Here is a 17023-nt window from a genome sequence, read left to right as displayed (position 1 = left end):
ATGCGCCCTGGCCTGCTCATCGCGGCCTTGATCGGCATCGGCGCTTGCGCCGGTGCCGTCGCCGTCGGCGGCGACAACCCCTGGCGAACCCTGCCGAGCGGTGAATTTGCCTCGGTACTCCGCTACGAGGACACCGGCGGCAAGGTGTCGATGCCCGGCTTCGCGCTGCAGCAGCGGCCGGTAAGCAACGCCGACTTCCTGGCCTTCGTGACCCGGGAGCCGCGCTGGCAGCGTGGCAAGGCGCCGGTGGTATTCGCCGAAGCCCGTTACCTGGAGCACTGGGCCGGCCCGACGACGCTTGGCGACACGGCTTTGCCGGACCAGCCGGTGGTGATGGTCAGCTGGTTCGCCGCCCAGGCCTACTGCGAGTCCATCAACGCCCGCCTGCCCACCTGGTCGGAGTGGGAGTACGCGGCCGCGGCCGACGAAACCCGCGCCGACGCCCGCAGCGACCCGGCCTGGCGCGAGCGCATCCTGGCCTGGTATTCGGTGCCTTCGGGCCGACCGCTGCCGGCCGTCGGCCAGTCCACTCCCGACATACACGGCCTGCAGGATCTCCATGGCCTGGTCTGGGAGTGGGTGGAGGACTACTCGGCCATGCTGGTTTCGGCCGACAACCGCGACCAGGGTGACCCGGACGCGATGCGCTTCTGTGGCGCCGGGGCCCTGTCCATGGACGACCGCGAAAACTACGCCGTACTGATGCGGGTGGCCATGCTGTCGGCGCTGGAAGGCGATGACACCACCAAGAACCTGGGCTTCCGATGCGCCCGCGACCTGGCAAGAGGCCAATAATGACGCGTTTGTCCGGATTCCTGCTGTTGGCCTGCCTGCTGCTTCCCGCTGCCGTGTTGGGCCAGCCAGCCGCGCTGCCCGATGATTCGCTCTACCTGCTAGAAGACCGTTTCAGCGACCAGTCCGGCGACGCCTTCGTATTGGCCGACCGCCGCGGCGAGCCGCAGCTTGTGGCAATGTTTTACACCTCCTGCCGATATATCTGCCCCTTGATCGTGGACAGCGCCAAAGGCGTCGAACACGGCTTGACGCCCGAGCAGCGCGCGCGCCTTGGCATCCTGCTGGTCAGCCTGGACCCGGCCCGCGACGACACCGAAGCCCTGGCCGCGATCGCCCAAAAGCGCAAGCTCGACCCGGCCCGCTGGACCCTGGCCCGCACCGAAACCAGCGGCGTCCGCCGCATCGCTGCCCTGCTGGGCATCCGCTACCGCGCTCTGGCCGACGGCGAGTTCAACCACTCCAGCGCCCTGGTGCTGCTCGACGCCGAGGGGCGCGTGCTGGCCCGCACTGAAAAGCTGGGCTCGGTGCCGGATCCGACCTTCCTGGCGGCGGTCCGGGCCGCCCTGGCGAGTCCGCCTCAGCCCTGAATCCGCGGGCTCCGCGCGTCGCCACGCCGTGTGAATTGACCTTCGTCAAGCAGGAGGCGCAACGTAGTGACCATAATTGCGCAACGAACCCGGGGATGATCCGATGACGCTGGACAACAAGGCGGAAACCTATAACGACAAAGTCGTCATGCAGTTTGCAGTGATGACGGTCGTCTGGGGCTTGGTGGGCATGACGGTGGGCGTTTTGATCGCCGCCCAGCTCTACTGGCCCTCGCTGAACTTCGATACCGCCTGGCTGAGCTTCGGCCGCCTGCGCCCGCTGCATACCAATGCCGTGATCTTCGCCTTCGGCGGCTGCGCCCTGATTTCCACCAGCCTGTACGTGGTCCAGCGCACCTGCCACGTCCGCCTGATCTCCGACAAACTGGCCGCCTTCGTATTCTGGGGCTGGCAAGCGGTGATCGTGGCCGCGGCGATCTCCCTGCCCCTCGGCTACAGCCAGGGCAAGGAATACGCCGAGCTGGCCTGGCCGATCGACGTACTGATCACCCTGGTCTGGGTCGCCTACGGCATCGTCTTCTTCGGCACCATCGTCAAGCGCCGGATCCGCCACATCTTCGTGGCGAACTGGTTCTATGGCTCGTTCATCATCGCGGTGGCCCTGCTGCACATCGTCAACTCGCTGGCCATTCCCGCCGGCCTGATGCACAGCTACCCGATCTATTCGGGCGCCGTGGATGCGATGGTGCAGTGGTGGTACGGCCACAACGCGGTGGGATTCTTCCTGACCGCCGGCTTCCTGGGCATGATGTATTACTTCGTGCCGCGCCGGGCCAACCGCCCGATCTACTCCTACCGCCTGTCGATCGTCCATTTCTGGGCGCTGATCGCCATCTACATGTGGGCCGGTCCGCACCATCTCCACTACACCGCCCTGCCCGACTGGGTGCAGAGCGTGGGCATGGTGTTCTCGCTGATCCTGCTGGCGCCCAGCTGGGGCGGTGCCATCAACGGCGTCATGACCCTGTCCGGCGCCTGGCATCTGCTGCGCACCGATCCGATCATCAAGTTCCTGATCGTCGCCATCTCGTTCTACATGATGAGCACCTTCGAGGGGCCGATGATGTCGATCAAGACCGTCAACGCGCTTAGCCACTACACCGACTGGACGATCGGCCACGTGCACTCCGGCGCGCTCGGCTGGGTGGCCATGATTTCCATCGGCTCGATCTACATGGTGATACCGCGCTGCCTGGGCCTGAAGGAAATGGCCTCGCTCAAGCTCATTGACCTGCACTTCTGGATCCACACCATCGGCGTGGTGCTGTACGCCGCCTCGATGTGGGTCGCCGGCATCGGCCAGGGCCTGATGGCCCGCGCCTCCAACGCCGACGGCACGCTGACCTATGCCTTCGTCGAGATCGTCAAGTTCAACTATCCCTACTACCTGATCCGCTTCCTGGGCGGCGTCTTGGTGCTGGTGGGCATGCTGCTGATGGTGGTGAACATGTGGCGCACGTTCCAGCAGGCCAAGGGCGTGGTGGATGCCCCGGTGCTGCCCGTCGCCCCCGAAGCCAGCCACGCCTGAGGACCCGGACATGAGCCACGAGAAACTCGAAACCAATATCGGCTGGATGGCGATCCTGATCGCCGTCGTCATCTCCTTCGGCGGCCTGGCCGAAATCGTTCCGCTGATGTACCAGGCCGAGACGGTGAAGCCGCTGCCGGGCGTAAAGCCGTATCCGCCGCTGGAGCTGGCTGGCCGGGACATCTATGTCCGCGAGGGTTGCTACAACTGCCACTCGCAGATGGTCCGCACCCTGCGTCACGAAACCGAACGCTATGGCCACTACTCGCTGGCCGGCGAATCGGTCTATGACCGTCCGTTCCAGTGGGGCAGCAAGCGCACCGGTCCGGACCTGGCCCGCATCGGCGGCCGCTATTCCGACGATTGGCACCGCGTGCACCTGATCAACCCGCGCGACGTGGTGCCGGTATCGAACATGCCAGGTTATCCGTGGCTGGCCGAGACCCCGGTGAACCCGGGTGTGGTGGCGCGCAACATGCGTGCGCTGCAGACCATCGGCGACCCGTACACCGACGAAGAAATCGAGGGCGCCGCCGCCGCGGTGGCCGGTAAGACTGAAATCGACGCGCTCATCGCCTACCTCCAGGGCTTGGGCAAGCACGCACCCAAGGGGTGACCGAGATGATGTCCGGAATCCTTACGCTTATTGCCTTGATCGCATTCGTCGGCGGTGCCGCCTGGGTCTACAGCGCCAAGCGCAATCCCGAGTTCGACGCTGCCTCCCGCATTCCCCTTGACGAAGACCAGAGCGAGAACACCCCATGACGACCGGCTGGTCCCTCTACGTCATTTTCCTGGTGGCGCTCAACATCGTCGCCACTACCTGGCTGCTGTGGTGGACTTCGCGCAAGCCCAAGTCGGGCGGGAAGAAGGAATCCGAAACCACCGGCCACGTGTGGGATGGTGATCTCACCGAGTACAACAAGCCGCTGCCGAAGTGGTGGATCAACCTGTTCTACCTGACCATCATTTACTCGGTGGGCTATCTGGTGTGGTACCCCGGCATGGGCAACTTCGCCGGCACGTCGGGCTGGACCTCGGCCGGTGAGCACGATGCCGACAAGGCCGAAGCCGATGCCAAGCTGGCAGAAGCCTTCGGTCGCTTCGACGGCATGGCGATCGACGAGATAGCCAAGGATCCCGCCGCGCTGGTATTTGGCGCCAGTCTTTATGCAAATAATTGCGCCATGTGCCACGGTTCGGATGCGCGCGGCGCCAAGGGCTTCCCCAACCTCACCGACGCCGACTGGCAGTGGGGCGGCACGCCCGACGACATCCTCACCACGATCCTGCACGGTCGCCAGGCGGCGATGCCGGCACTGGCTCCGGCCGTCGGTGGCGACGTTGGCGTGACCGAAGTGGCGGCCTACGTCCAAAGCCTGTCCGGCATCAAGGCCGACCCGGCACTGGCCGCGGCAGGCAAGGCCAAGTTCGCCGTCTGCAGCGCCTGCCACGGCGTCGAAGGCAAGGGCAATCCCGCACTGGGCGCCCCCAACCTCACCGACGACGTCTGGGTCTACGGCAGCGATTTCAATTCCATCCGCGAGGCAATCACGCTGGGCCGCAACGGCATGATGCCGGCGCACTTGCCCATCATCGGCGAAACCCGCACCCGCCTGGCGGCCGCCTACGTCTGGTCGCTCTCGCATGGCGGTAGCGCCCCCGCCGGCGCCGCGTCCAGCCCATGAGAGTCGAAGCGGAGCGCAGCTTCGACCACCCGCCCCGGCCGCTGGCACAGCGTCTTGGGGCGATCCTGTGGCCGAGCTTCTTTGCGGCGGGCGTCGCAACCATGGTGTTCTTCGCCGTCGTTGATCCGCTGCAGCTGCGCGACCTGACCTTCCCGCATCTCGAAATCAGCCGCGGCGTTGGCTACACCCTGGGCTTCTTCACTTTCTGGGCGTGCACAGCCAGCTCGAGCCTGTTCACCTGGATACTGCTCAGGCCGGCGAGCCGCTTCAACCGCCCGCTGCCGAGGGATTGACCGATGGCAGGCAAGATCCCGGTTGAACTGGTGGATGAGGTCGGTCTCTACGTTTCCGAGCGCAAGGTCTATCCACGGGAACAGGGCGGCTTCTTCCAGACGCTGCGCAAGGCCGCCGTCATCTGGCTGCTGGGCATGTACTACGGCTTCGCCTGGCTGCAGTGGGACGACCGCCAAGCGGTACTGTTCGACCTGCCGGCCCGAAAATTCTACGTCTTCGGCCTGAGCTTCTGGCCGCAGGACTTCATCTACCTCGCCCTGCTGCTGATCATGGCGGGGCTGACCCTGTTCTTCTTCACCGCGCTTGCCGGCCGGCTGTGGTGCGGCTATGCCTGCCCGCAAACGGTGTGGACCGAAGTTTTCATCTGGATGGAGCGCTGGACCGAGGGCGACCGCAACAAGCGGATGAAGCTCGACGCTGCGCCCTGGAGCCGCGAAAAATTCCTGCGAAAAGGCAGCAAGCACGTGCTTTGGCTGGTGTTCGCGCTGTGGACGGGCTTCACCTTCGTAGGTTATTTCACGCCAATCCGCGATCTTGCCGCCCGCCTCTCCCCTTTCGAATGGGGCGGCTGGGAAATCTTCTGGGTGCTGTTCTACTCGCTGGCGACCTGGGGCAATGCCGGCGTGCTGCGCGAACAGGTGTGCAAGTACATGTGTCCCTATGCGCGCTTCCAAAGCGCCATGTTCGATCGCAACACCCTGATCATCGCCTACGACCCGATGCGCGGCGAACCACGCGGTCCGCGCAAGAAGAACCTTCTCGCGAGCGTGCTGCAGCGCGCGCGCGGGCTGCTGCCCATGGACGTCGCCGACAGCGCCGTGGTGCACGCGGCCCACCACCGCAGCGCCGCCGATATTCGTGCCGGCGCACGCGCCACCACCGGCCTGGTGGTGGATGCGCAGAGCGGTCTGCCGCCGCCGCCCGAGGTGAATTCGCCCGAGGACCTGGGCGACTGCATCGACTGCACTATCTGCGTACAGGTTTGCCCGACCGGCATCGATATCCGCAACGGCCTGCAGTACGAATGCATCGCCTGCGGCGCATGCGTGGATGCCTGCGATTCGGTGATGGACAAGATGGGCTACCCGCGCGGCCTCATCCGGAACACCACCCAGAACGCCCTCGAGGGCAAGCCGTCGCGCATTCTTCGGCCACGCGTATTCGTCTACGGCAGCCTGCTGCTCGCGCTGCTGATCGGCTCCGCGGTGAGCATCGCCACCCGCACACCGATGCTGCTCGACGTCATCCGCGACCGCAACGCGCTCTATCGCGTGGCCGCCGACGGCAGCATCGAAAACGCTTACCTGCTTCGCATTGTCAACAAGGAAGACCGGCCGCACGTGTTCACCGTGCGCATCGAGGGTGCGCCCGAGATCATCCTGGTGGAGGCCGGCGCCACCCATCCCGCGGCGCCCGAAGAAGTGCTGACCGTGCCGGTGACCCTGCGTGCGGCAGCCGGCACCACGGCGGGGCGCGTGGACCTGCGGATCGTGGTCGACAGTGACGCCGAGGGCGTACAGGCTGTCGAGGAAACCCGCTTCTTCGGTCCGACGCCATGACCGAGCCCACAACCCGCCAATGGCGCCGCAATCCGGTGGCCTGGCTGATGATCGCCATTCCCGCGGCAACCGTGGTGGCCGGCTTCTGGACACTGTGGCTCGCCGCCAGCGAAAGCGGCGTGGACACCAACCCCGACAAAGTGCGCCGCACCGCCCAGGTGCAAGTCACCTCCATCGAGCCTGACCAGACCGCCGCGCGGCTGGGCCTGTCGGCAGCGATCAGCCTGGACGGTGACGGGTTACTGGTGCAGGTGCTGCCGGCATCAGGGCCCCTCGCCCCGCGTCTGCAGCTCGTGCATCCGATCGAATCGAGCCTGGACCGGGAACTGGCGCTGGCGCCGGATCCGCGCGGCTGGCGTTCGCGCGAATCGATGGTCGGCAAAGAGGCCTGGCATCTTCGATTGGTCGCCGCTGACGGTAGTTGGCGCCTGGTCGGCCGCTACCGGCCGGGTGACACCACGCTTCGGCTGGAGCCCGCGGTCGCCCCGCAATGAGCTCCGCGCCCGACGCCGCCTGCTTCCACTGCGGCGAGCGTCTCCCTCCTGACCCGCCCTTGGCTACCGTGGCTGGCGTATCGCACGCCGTCTGCTGCCAAGGCTGCGCCGCCGCCGCCCGATGGATCGCCGACGCCGGACTGGACGACTACTACCGCCTGCGCAGCGAGGACGGGGTCCGCGTCGACGAGGACGCCCCAGACTTCGGCAGCTGGGATCGCGCCGACGTACAGGCCGGCCACGTCGTCAGCACCGCGGAAGGACAGCAGATCACCGTCGTGGTCGAAGGCATGCGCTGTGCCGCCTGTGCCTGGCTGATCGACCGCGCGCTGGTGCGCGAGCCGGGCGTGCTTGATGTCGGCGCCAACGCCATCACCGGCCGGGTGCGCATCGGCTGGGACCCGGCACGAACGCCGCTGTCGCGGCTGCTTTCGCGCCTCGCCTCGCTGGGCTATCGCCCGCACCTGGCCCAGGGCGAAGCCGCCGAACGTGAGCGTCGGCGCGAACGCAACCAGCTGATCGCGCGCTTGGGCGTGGCCGTGCTCGGCGCCACCCAGGCCATGATGTTCGCCGAGGCGCTGTACCTGGACACGGCGAACGAGATGGCACCGGCGACGCGCGATTTTTTCCGCTGGATCACCTTCCTGGTCTCCACGCCAGTGGTGTTCTTCTCCGGCTGGCCCTTCCTGGCCGGCATGTGGGTGGAGCTTCGCCATCGCCGGCCCGGCATGGACACACTGGTGGCCACCTCGGTGCTGCTGGCTTATTTCGCCAGTCTGGTGGAAACGCTGCGCGGGGGCCGCCATGTCTGGTTCGACGCGGCGGTGATGTTCGTGCTGTTCCTGCTCGCCGCGCGCTTCCTGGAACTGATGGCGCGGCGCCAGGCCAGCGCCCGACTCGACACCCTGGCCCGTGCCCAGCCGGCACTGGCCTGGCGGCGGCTCGACGAAGGCCGTGAACAGGTGCCGGTGGCTGCGCTGTCGGCCGGTGACGTCGTGCTGGTCGGTGTGGGCGATGCCGTGCCCGCCGATGGCGAACTACTCGAGGCAGCGGCATCGTTCGATGAGTCCCTGCTCACCGGTGAGTCCGTGCCGGTGGCGCGCCTTCCCGGCGATGCGCTGTATGCCGGCAGCGTCTGCCGCGAACAGGCCGCGGCGATGCGGGTACAACGCACCGGCAGCGACACCCGACTGTCCCAGCTCACCCGGGCGGTGGAACAGGCGCAGTCACAGCGGCCGCGGGTCGCGCGGCTGGCGGACGCGGTGGCAACACGCTTCGTGCTGGGATTGTTCGTCATCGCCCTGCTGGTGTTCTTCGCCTGGTGGCAGTTCGCCCCGGAGCGCGCGTTCGAGGTCGCACTAGCGGTGCTGGTAGTCAGCTGCCCCTGCGCGTTGTCCCTGGCCGTGCCTGCGGCCTTGGCCACGGCGCACGGCACCCTGGCGCGGATGGGCGTGCTGGCGCTGGGGGCCGACGCGCTGGAGTCACTGGCACGCGCCGACACCGTGGTGATGGACAAGACCGGCACGCTCACGACCGGGCGACCGACGCTGGCCAGCGCGGAATCGTTCGAAGGCGAGGACGCCGGCCCCTGGCTGCGCATCGCCGCATCGCTCGAACAGGACGCCGGCCACCCGCTCGCCGCTGCATTCGCCCGACGCGACGTGGTGGCGGCGGTCGGCGTGCGCGCACATCCGGGCCTTGGCGTCGAGGGTGAGGTGGGCGGCTGCCGCTATCGCCTGGGCCGGGCTGATTTCGCGGCCGCGCGCAGTGACGACGGCGCGCTCTGGCTTGGCGATGGCCAACGAAGTCTCGCGCGGTTTACCGTCGCCGACCCGCTGCGTGTCGACGCCGCGGCCGCCATCGCGGCCCTGCGCGCACTAGGCCTCGCGCCGCGCATCCTCAGCGGTGACGGCGCCGAAGCGGTGGCCAGCGTGGCGCACACGCTGGGCATCGAGACGCAGGCTGCGCGTCAGTCGCCGGAGCAGAAACTGGCGGCCGTGCGCGCGCTGCAGGCCGATGGGCGCGTGGTGCTGATGCTGGGTGACGGCATCAACGATGCACCGGTGCTGGCCGGCGCCGACGTGTCCATGGCGATGGCCGACGGCGCCCCGCTCGCACATCGCGCGGCCGACCTGGTGCTGACCGGTTCGTCGCTGGTGCGCGTTCCGCAGGCGGTGGCGCTGGCGCGCCGCAGCCATCGCGTGATCCGCCAGAACCTGGGCTGGGCCTTGGCCTACAATCTGGTCGCCCTGCCCTTTGCGGCCCTGGGTATGGTGACGCCGGGACTCGCCGCGTTGGGCATGGCGGCGTCGTCGCTGGTGGTCACCGCCAACGCACTGCGGCTGGGCCGCATCGAACCGGGAACCCCATGAATATCCTGCTGGCCCTGATCCCCATCTCACTGTTGCTGCTGCTTGTCGCGATCGTGGCCTTCCTGTGGGCGGTGCGACGTGGCCAGTTCGACGACCTGGACACGCCCTCGCTGGACATCCTCGGCGACGACGAGCGTCCGGCGCCGCGACGCGACGACGACTGATGCCCATTGACCTGACCGTGCTCGCGGCCGCCCTGCTGACCGGCCTGCTCGGCGGACTGCACTGCGCCGCCATGTGTGGCGGCATTGCCACCGGGCTCGCCGCCTCGCTGCCCAAGCCGGGCCTCGGGCCCGCGTTCGCACTGAACGCAGGACGCCTGCTGGGTTACACCCTGGCCGGCGCCATCGTTGGCGGCGTCGGCGGCGGCCTGCTGACGCTGGCACGCTCGGACGGACTGGCCACCAGCCTGCGGGTGGCGATGGGCGCCGTGCTCCTGCTGGCGGCGCTACGTTTGCTGTGGCCGGCACGACTGGGCTTCCTGGTGCGCGGCGGCCAGTGGTTCTGGCAACGCCTGCGGCCGCTGCAGGCACGCGTGGTGCCCGCCGCGGGACCGCTGCGGCCCTGGGTGCTGGGGCTGTTCTGGGGCTGGCTGCCCTGCGGGCTGTCCACCACCCTGCTCGCTGCGGCCTGGCTGGAAGCGAGCGCGCTGCACGGCGCACTGCTGATGCTGGCCTTCGGCCTGGGCACGCTGGCCACCATGCTGCCGATCACCTGGAGCGGCGCGCGCCTGGGCGGTCTGCTCCAGCGCCGCGGCTGGCGCGTCGCGGGCGCAGCCGTAATCGCCCTGGCCGGCGTGGTGACGATGGCGGGACCCTGGCTGGCATCACAGCCCGCCATCCACGAGGTCCTCGTGGCCCTGGGCTGCCGTTCGCTCTGAGCCCCGCCCTGCGCTTCTGAGGCTCAGCGGTGCGCGCGTTGCGCTGGCTTCACCGGACCGTGGACGATGGCGTCGAGGCGGTCGAGGTCAAGGATGCGTACCTGGCGGCCGCGCACCGTGATCACGCCATCTTCCTGCATCTTGGTGAGCGTGCGGCTCACGGTTTCGATCACCATTCCCAGGTAGCTGGCGATATCTTCGCGGCCCATCGGCAGCATGAACTGGTCACCCGGCCGACCCAACTGCCGATAGCGCTCCGACAGACCGTGCAGGAACAGCGCCAGCCGCTCGGGTGCCTGTCGGCGGCCGAGCATTTCCATATGAGACTGGTCGCGATTGATGCCCTGTCCGATGATGCGCAGCAGCTGATGCTGCAAGCCGGGCACCTTCGCCGAAACCTGCTCGAGCTGGTCGAGCGGGATCTCGCACACGGTGGCGCGGGTCAGGGCCACCGCTTCGCAGGCGTGGTGGCCGCTGCCCAGCGCGTCGAGACCCATCAGCTCACCCGGCAGATGGAAGCCGATTACCTGGGCGTCGCCGTCCTGGTTGGTGGCCACGGTCTTGAACGCGCCTTCGCGCGCCACGAACAGCGAACCCAAGGCCTGGCCGGCACGGAACAGCGTGTCGCCCGCCTCCAGCGGCCGATTGTTGCGCACGATATCGTCGAGCTGCTGCAGCTCGTCCCCGCCGATGCCGGCCGGCAGGCACAGCACGTGCAGCGAACACTGCGCGCAGCTTTGCCTGAGCCGATCGAGATCGAACACCTGGGCTGACATGGCCTGCTTACTCCGCCGTCCAGCGCTTGAGCCAGGCGTTGACCACGTCATGCCACTGCACGCTGTTGTGCGGCTTGAGGATCCAGTGGTTCTCGTCCGGGAAGTACAGCAGCTGGCTCTCCACGCCGTTGCGCTGGGCGGCGCCGAAGGCCGCCAGGCCCTGCTCGACCAGCACGCGGTAGTCCTTCTGGCCGTGGATCACCAACATCGGCGACTGCCACTTGCCGACGTGATTGATCGGATTGAACTGCTCGTAGTTGCGCGGCACCTGCACCGGCGTGCCGCCGTTCTCCCACTCGGTGAACCACAGTTCTTCAGTGTTGAAGCCCATGATGCGCGTGTCCACCACGCCAGCGTGGTTGACCAGGCACTTGAAGCCGTCCGGCCAGTTGCCGGCGATCCAGGCCACCATATAGCCGCCGTAGCTGCCGCCGAGTGCGCAGGCGCGCTCACCGTCCAGGAACGAATACTTTTCCTGCGCGAAGGCCCAGCCCTTCTGCAGGTCCTCGAGCGGCTTGCCGCCCCAGTCCTGCGAGATCGAATCGGTGAAAGCCTGGCCATAGCCGGTGGAACCGTGGAAGTCGATCATCACCACCGCGAAGCCCTGGCCGGCATAGGTCTGCGCGTTCCACCGGAAGTGGAAGTTGTCGCCGAAGCTGCCCTGCGGGCCACCGTGGATAAGGAAAGCCACCGGATACTGCTTGCCTTCCTCGTAGCCCACCGGCTTGACCACGTAGCCGTAGACGGTTTCGTCGTTCCAGCCCTTGAAGCTGAACTGCTCGAACTCGCCGAAGGCGATTTCCGCCAGCGCTTCCTCATTGGCGCGCGTGACCTGGCGCGCCGCGCTGCCGTCGGCGCGGGCCACGAAGGCCTGCCCCGGCGTGTCGAGATCGCTCAGAACGTAGGCCAGCGTGTCGCCGGCCAGGTCGAAGCCCGCAAGCGTGCCGCCTTCCACCACCTTGGTGGCGCGGCCGGTGGCGATGTCCACGCGGAACAGTGGATACGTGCCCAGATCCTGGGTGGTGGTGTAGATGTGCTTGCCGTCAGCCGACAGCGTGATCGTGCTGGCCGAACGATCCCAATCCGGCGCGATCTCGCGGGTCTTGCCGCTGTCCAGGTCCATGGCCATCAGCGCGAGGCGGTCGGCCTCGAAGCCCGGACGCGCCATGGCGCGGTAGTAGAGCGTCTTGCCGTCGGCGCTGAACACCGGGCCAGTATCCGTGGCCGGGTTCGATGCGGTGAGATTCTGCGGCGCACGACGCGCGCGCACCCATGCCCGATGCAGGTCGAAGTTGGTGGACCAGGCTTCGCCGCGGTCGGCTGCGCGCACGCTGTAGACAATGGACTGGCCGTCGGGCGCCCAGGTGTACTCGCTGGCGTCACCAAATGGCTTGGACGGAATATCGCCCAACACCTGACCGCCCAGGCGGACCGGCTCGCCGGCCGCCTTGCCGTCGGTGCCGAAGCTGGCGACGAACAGCTGGTTCAAACGACCGTCCTGCCAGGTGTCCCAATGCCGCACGAAGAGTTTGTCGTAGACCACGCCGGTGGTCTTGCCCGCGGCGCGTTCGTCCAGCCGCTGCTGGGTGCAGGCCAGGTCAGCGCAGTCGGGGAAAACCTCCAGGCTCACCGCGACCGATTTGCCGTCGGGCGATAGCTTGTAGCTGCCAATGTCGAGCGGGAAGTCAGTGACCTGCACCGCCTCGCCGCCGGCCACGGCCTGCTTCCACAGCTGCTGCGAGCCGGACGCTGCGCTGAGGAAATAAACCTCGGCACCGTCAGGCGAGAAGCCGGGGCTGTTGACGCTCATACCCTCGGCCGTGAAGCGCTCGGGCGGCGCGGCGTCGCGAGCCAGCAGGTCCTCGATCCATAGACCGGTACTGGACTTGTTGGCGTCGAAATCAACTTCTCGCAAGGCCACCACCAGTTTGCGGCCGTCGGGCGACAGGGTCGGCGAAGACACGCGGTCGAGGGTGACCATGTCGCGAGCATCGAAGGGACGGGCGGCCTGGCCGACCGCGGGCAGCAGGGCCGGCAGCAGCAGGGCGATCAGGGCGGGACGCAGGGTCATTGGGACGGCCTCCGGTGGCGAGTCCCCCATGGTAGGCAGGCGACGCGGGGTAAGCAAAGCTGTCGTGGCCGGCGGGATGGCTATACTCGGCCCTCACATGCCCATCACGCCCCGGAGTCCGCCTTGAGCGCAGCCCTTTCGCCAGCCACCGACTTCCTGGGTCACCCCAAAGGCCTGTTCGTCTGCTTCTTCACCGAGATGTGGGAGCGCTTTTCCTTTTACGGGATGAAAGCGCTGCTGCTGCTCTACATCCTGAAGTACCACCTGTTCGCCGACGACGCCGGCTACGACTTGCTGGGCGCCTACGGTGGCCTGGTTTACGCCGTTCCGGTTATCGGCGGCCTGTTGGCCGACCGCTACCTGGGCATGCGCAAAGCCGTGGTACTCGGCGGCGTGCTGCTGGTCATGGGTCATATCGGCATGGCCTTCGAGGGCGAACAGGCGCGCCTGGTGGACGGCGTGGTGGTGCGGGACGAAGCCGCACTGCAGGTGTTCTACCTGTCGCTGGCGCTGATCATCATGGGTGTGGGCTTCCTGAAGCCGAATATCTCGACCATCGTCGGCCGCCTGTATGCCAAGAATGATCCGCGCCTGGACTCGGGCTTTACCCTTTTCTACGCCGGCATCAACGTCGGCGCGATGTTCGCCAGCCTGGTCTGTGCCTTCCTGGGTGAAACCTATGGCTGGAAGTACGGCTTCGGCGCCGCCGGCATCGGCATGATCGCCGGCCTGGTGATGTTCCTGTGGGGCCAGAAGTACCTGCTCGGCCACGCCGAACCGAACAACCCCGCGCTGCTGCGCGAGAAGGTCGGGCCGCTGTCGCGGGAATGGCTGATCTACCTGGGCAGCCTGGGCGGCGTGCTGGTGGTGTGGCAGCTGATCCAGCGCACCTGGACCGTGCACGGCGCCATGCACCTGATCGCGATCGCATTCACGGCCTGGTTTATCTGGTTCCTGGCCAAGAAGTGCAGCAAGGTCGAGCGCGAACAGATGATCGCGCTGGTGCTGCTGATCTTTGGCGTGCTGGTGTTCTTCACCCTGTACGAGCAGACCTACGGCTCCTGGGTCACCTTCACCGACCGCATGCTTACCAAGGACCTGTTCGGCATGGTGGCCGGCGACTACGTGCCGAGCGTGCCCTGGGCGATCTATTCGCTGGGCCTGAGCCCGGTACTTATGATCGCGGCGCTGATGGCCAGCGACAAAGGCCGCGATGGCCTCGCCAAGGCGCTGGTCGGGCTGCTGGTGCTGGGCCTGGCGGTGGCGATTACCCATGACGTGGTGCTGGTGCCGCAAACCGCCGGCTCGCTGACCTTCCTCGGTGCGTTCTTCATCGTATTGCTGTCGCCAATCTTCGCGTGGCTTTGGCCCTGGCTGGAGAAGCGCGGCATGAACCCGAGCAAGCCGGTCAAGATGGCCATCGGGCTGGTCGCCGCCGGCCTGGCCTTCCTGCCGATGATGGCGGCGGCCGACGCCGCGTCCAGCGGCGTGATGGCCAGCGTCTGGTGGCTGGTGCTGGCCTATTTCATCCTCGAAATTGGCGAGATGTGCCTGTCCCCGATCGGCCTGTCCGCGGTGACCCAGCTGTCCGTGGCGCGCGTGGTTGGGCTGATGATGGGCGCGTTCTGGTTGGCGACCGCCTACTCGGAAGTGCTGGCAGCCCAGTTCGGCAAACTCGCCTCGATTGAACGGGTCGAGGGCCAGGCGATCGACATGGCCGAAGCCGGAGCCACCTACGGCAGCCTGTTCGAGATCATGCTTTGGATCGGCGTCGGCTCGGGCCTGCTGTTCCTGGTCCTGTCCCCTTGGGTCAAGCGCTGGATGCACGGCATCAAGTAAGTCCCAGCGAAAAGAAAAACGGCGCCCTGGGGCGCCGTTTTTCGTTGACCGGAATGCGAGGTTCAGTTCGCAGTGCTGGCCTGGCGCTCGGCCTCGACATCGCCGACTTCAACCGACCCACCGATGTGGCGACCGAAGAAGGCCAGCATCTTGGTGTAGAGGTCGACCCGGTTCTCGAGGTCGTAGAAGCCGTGGCCTTCGCCCGAAGCGATGATCATGCCCTCGGGCTTGTTGCCGGCCTTCTCCAGCGCGTCGAACATCGCCTCGGTGTGCTCCGGCGGGCAGCGGGCGTCACGGGCGCCTGCGGCCAGCATCACCGGCAGCTTGATGCGGTCGGCGTAGGTGATCGGCGACATCTCGTCCTGCTCGGCACGGCTCGAGCCGAAGGCGCGCGACAGGTAGCGCTGGCCACCCGAGCTCTTGCTGGTATCGCTGAGCTTCATCTGGATCTGCGCGTCATACATGCCCACGTAGCCAAAGGCGCACTTGAACATGTCCGGCTGGCGGGCCGGCGCCATGAGCGAGGCATAGCCACCGAAGCTGCCGCCGAAGATGCAGATGCGCTCGGCGTCAGCCACGCCATCCTGGATGGCCCAATTGGTGCCGTCGATGATGTCGTTCATGATGCCGGTGCGCCACTGGCCATAGGCCATGTCTTCAAAGGCCTTGCCAAAACCACCGGAGCCGCGGAAGTTGACCTGCAGCACGGCATAGCCGCGGCTGGCGAAGAGCTGGGTCTCGGGGTTGTAGCCCCAGTCGTCGCGCGGACCCATCGGGCCGCCGTGCGGCATCACGATCATCGGCAGGTTCTTGCCCGACGAACCGTTCGGCAAGGTGAGGTAGCCGTAGATGGTCAGGCCGTCGCGCGACTTGAACGAGAACGGACGGATGCTGGCCGACTGTTCCGCATCAACCCACTGACGGCTCTTCATCAGGAAGCGGGCCTTGCCCGTGCCTCGGTCGTAGATGTAGAGCTCACCCGGATTGCGGTCACTGTAGACCGACACCACGATCAGGTTGCCGTCGCGGGTGGCGCTGGAGAAGTTGACCATCTGGCCCGGGAAGGCGCCCGCCAACGAAGCGTAGAGCTGCGCGTCGGCGTGCTGGTCGTTGACGAGGGTGACGCGCGGAGCGCCCGCCTCGGTAATCACGGCAAGCACGCTCTCGTCGGTGGGTGACGTCACCGAGCCGGACACTTGCGACACCGGGTCCTTGAACATCTGCTGGAACGCACCGGTGGCCTTGTCGATGGTGCCGAAGGCGGGCGGCGTCTTGCCGTCGTCCTTGAGCGCGTAGATGGTGCCGTTCCGGTCGGTGCGCAGCACCCGCACCTGCTCGCCGGTGGACTCGCCGTTGCTGACCAGGTTCCACTTGCCGCTGGCGTCACGCGAGTACAGCTCGGACGACGGGTCGTAACGACCGGAATCGTCGGTCTCGTCATAGCAGACCGCGTAGCTCGGCTCTTTGTTCTCGTCCAGGGCGATGCCGCAGTTCTCGCGCGGTGCACGGCCCAGCGACTTGCGCGAGCCGGAAACGGTGTCAACGATCATCACTTCAGTACCCGCACCGTCGGTGCTGAGCGGGTAGTTGACCTCCATGATCACGTTCCTGGGGTCGTCGATCAGCGGGTCAAGCAGGCTGTAGCGCTCGTTGCCCACCGTCTTGCTTCGCTGGGTGGCGTCGCGGGTCCCGTAGAAAATGACCGGACGCGCCTGGCTGCCGTCGGCGTTCACGGCATACCACTCGCCGGTGCCGAAAGGCGCGGCGTAACCGCCGATCTTGCGCACGGCCGTGAACATCAGGCGGTCGTCGCCGACCCAGCGAACGCCGGCGGCGGACTTCTTGTCCGGCAGCTGATTCACTTTCATCAAACTCATGTCGGACAGGCGCATCACGGTGACCACGTCCTGGTCGCCGCGGTCCACCAGAAGCGCCAGATACTCGCCACCCGGCGAAATGCTGGCGCTGGAGTACGTAGCCTGGCGGACAAAGTCCTCGACCGGCCGAAGCTCGGCGGCCTGGCTGCTCATGGCCAACAGGCCCAGCATCGCGATTGCGGTTTTCATGGTTCTCCCTGGGTAAGTGTTGCCGCCGTCGTGGCCGCGGGGCGGCGGTGGAC

Annotated in this window: 16 protein-coding genes; 13 read left to right on the top strand and 3 right to left on the bottom strand. The window is 67.0% G+C overall.

The annotated features are described in order from the left end of the window. From ACYVGY_RS02155 to ACYVGY_RS02100, 12 genes are all read left to right on the top strand, one after another. On the top strand, positions 1-795 hold the full coding sequence (locus ACYVGY_RS02155) for a formylglycine-generating enzyme family protein (protein ID WP_460455838.1): 795 nt from the start codon (positions 1-3) through the stop codon (positions 793-795). Then, entirely contained in the window at positions 795-1382 is a 588-nt protein-coding gene (locus tag ACYVGY_RS02150) for an SCO family protein (protein WP_460455837.1), read from the top strand. The genes ACYVGY_RS02155 and ACYVGY_RS02150 overlap by 1 nt, the downstream gene beginning before the upstream one ends. Positions 1383-1485: 103 nt before the next feature. Further along, positions 1486-2931, top strand: coding sequence for a cytochrome-c oxidase, cbb3-type subunit I (gene ccoN / locus ACYVGY_RS02145; protein ID WP_460455836.1), 1446 nt, complete (start codon positions 1486-1488; stop codon positions 2929-2931). Positions 2932-2941: 10 nt separating this feature from the next. Beyond that, positions 2942-3547 (top strand): cytochrome-c oxidase, cbb3-type subunit II, encoded by a 606-nt coding sequence (gene ccoO / locus ACYVGY_RS02140; RefSeq protein WP_460455835.1) that lies wholly within the window; start codon positions 2942-2944, stop codon positions 3545-3547. Between the two features lie 8 nt (positions 3548-3555). After that, positions 3556-3696 carry a cbb3-type cytochrome oxidase subunit 3 gene (locus tag ACYVGY_RS02135; protein ID WP_460455834.1) on the top strand — a complete coding sequence of 47 codons (141 nt, stop codon included), beginning with the start codon at positions 3556-3558 and terminating at the stop codon, positions 3694-3696. Beyond that, positions 3693-4619, top strand: coding sequence for a cytochrome-c oxidase, cbb3-type subunit III (gene ccoP, locus ACYVGY_RS02130; protein ID WP_460455833.1), 927 nt, complete (start codon positions 3693-3695; stop codon positions 4617-4619). The genes ACYVGY_RS02135 and ccoP overlap by 4 nt, the downstream gene beginning before the upstream one ends. Next, positions 4616-4912, top strand: a complete 297-nt coding sequence (locus ACYVGY_RS02125) for a hypothetical protein (protein WP_460455832.1) — start codon at positions 4616-4618, stop codon at positions 4910-4912. Before ccoP ends, ACYVGY_RS02125 begins: the two co-directional genes overlap by 4 nt. 3 nt (positions 4913-4915) lie before the next feature. Continuing rightward, on the top strand, positions 4916-6472 hold the full coding sequence (locus tag ACYVGY_RS02120) for an RdxA/RdxB/FixG family protein (protein ID WP_460455831.1): 1557 nt from the start codon (positions 4916-4918) through the stop codon (positions 6470-6472). Beyond that, positions 6469-6966, top strand: coding sequence for a FixH family protein (locus ACYVGY_RS02115; RefSeq protein ID WP_460455830.1), 498 nt, complete (start codon positions 6469-6471; stop codon positions 6964-6966). Before ACYVGY_RS02120 ends, ACYVGY_RS02115 begins: the two co-directional genes overlap by 4 nt. Then, the gene (locus ACYVGY_RS02110) at positions 6963-9338 is read left to right on the top strand and encodes a heavy metal translocating P-type ATPase (RefSeq protein WP_460455829.1); all 2376 of its coding nucleotides are present in this window, start codon (positions 6963-6965) and stop codon (positions 9336-9338) included. Before ACYVGY_RS02115 ends, ACYVGY_RS02110 begins: the two co-directional genes overlap by 4 nt. Next, positions 9335-9502 (top strand): cbb3-type cytochrome oxidase assembly protein CcoS, encoded by a 168-nt coding sequence (ccoS, locus tag ACYVGY_RS02105; RefSeq protein WP_460455828.1) that lies wholly within the window; start codon positions 9335-9337, stop codon positions 9500-9502. Before ACYVGY_RS02110 ends, ccoS begins: the two co-directional genes overlap by 4 nt. Further along, positions 9502-10218, top strand: a complete 717-nt coding sequence (locus tag ACYVGY_RS02100) for a sulfite exporter TauE/SafE family protein (protein WP_460455827.1) — start codon at positions 9502-9504, stop codon at positions 10216-10218. Before ccoS ends, ACYVGY_RS02100 begins: the two co-directional genes overlap by 1 nt. Before the next feature lie 23 nt (positions 10219-10241). Here the strand turns inward: ACYVGY_RS02100 and ACYVGY_RS02095 are convergent, their stop codons facing one another. Together ACYVGY_RS02095 and ACYVGY_RS02090 are read right to left on the bottom strand one after the other, a co-directional pair. Continuing rightward, on the bottom strand, positions 10242-10994 hold the full coding sequence (locus ACYVGY_RS02095; protein ID WP_460455826.1) for a helix-turn-helix domain-containing protein: 753 nt from the start codon (positions 10992-10994) through the stop codon (positions 10242-10244). Positions 10995-11001: 7 nt separating this feature from the next. Further along, positions 11002-13065, bottom strand: a complete 2064-nt coding sequence (locus ACYVGY_RS02090; RefSeq protein WP_460455825.1) for a S9 family peptidase — start codon at positions 13063-13065, stop codon at positions 11002-11004. Between the two features lie 123 nt (positions 13066-13188). On the opposite strand from ACYVGY_RS02090, the gene ACYVGY_RS02085 reads away from it, so the two are divergent. Continuing rightward, positions 13189-14904: a peptide MFS transporter gene (locus ACYVGY_RS02085; RefSeq protein ID WP_460455824.1), complete on the top strand. Its 1716-nt coding sequence runs from the start codon at positions 13189-13191 to the stop codon at positions 14902-14904. Positions 14905-14966: 62 nt separating this feature from the next. Here ACYVGY_RS02085 and ACYVGY_RS02080 read toward each other — a convergent pair whose 3' ends face one another. Then, a complete protein-coding gene (locus tag ACYVGY_RS02080; RefSeq protein WP_460455823.1) occupies positions 14967-16970 on the bottom strand; it encodes an alpha/beta hydrolase family protein in 2004 nt (667 codons plus the stop codon). Positions 16971-17023: the final 53 nt, after the last annotated feature.

The sequence above is a fragment of the Arenimonas alkanexedens genome, from assembly GCF_054781355.1.
The sequence above is the reverse complement of the archived record's forward strand: the minus strand, read 5'-3'. Positions and strand labels throughout refer to the sequence as shown.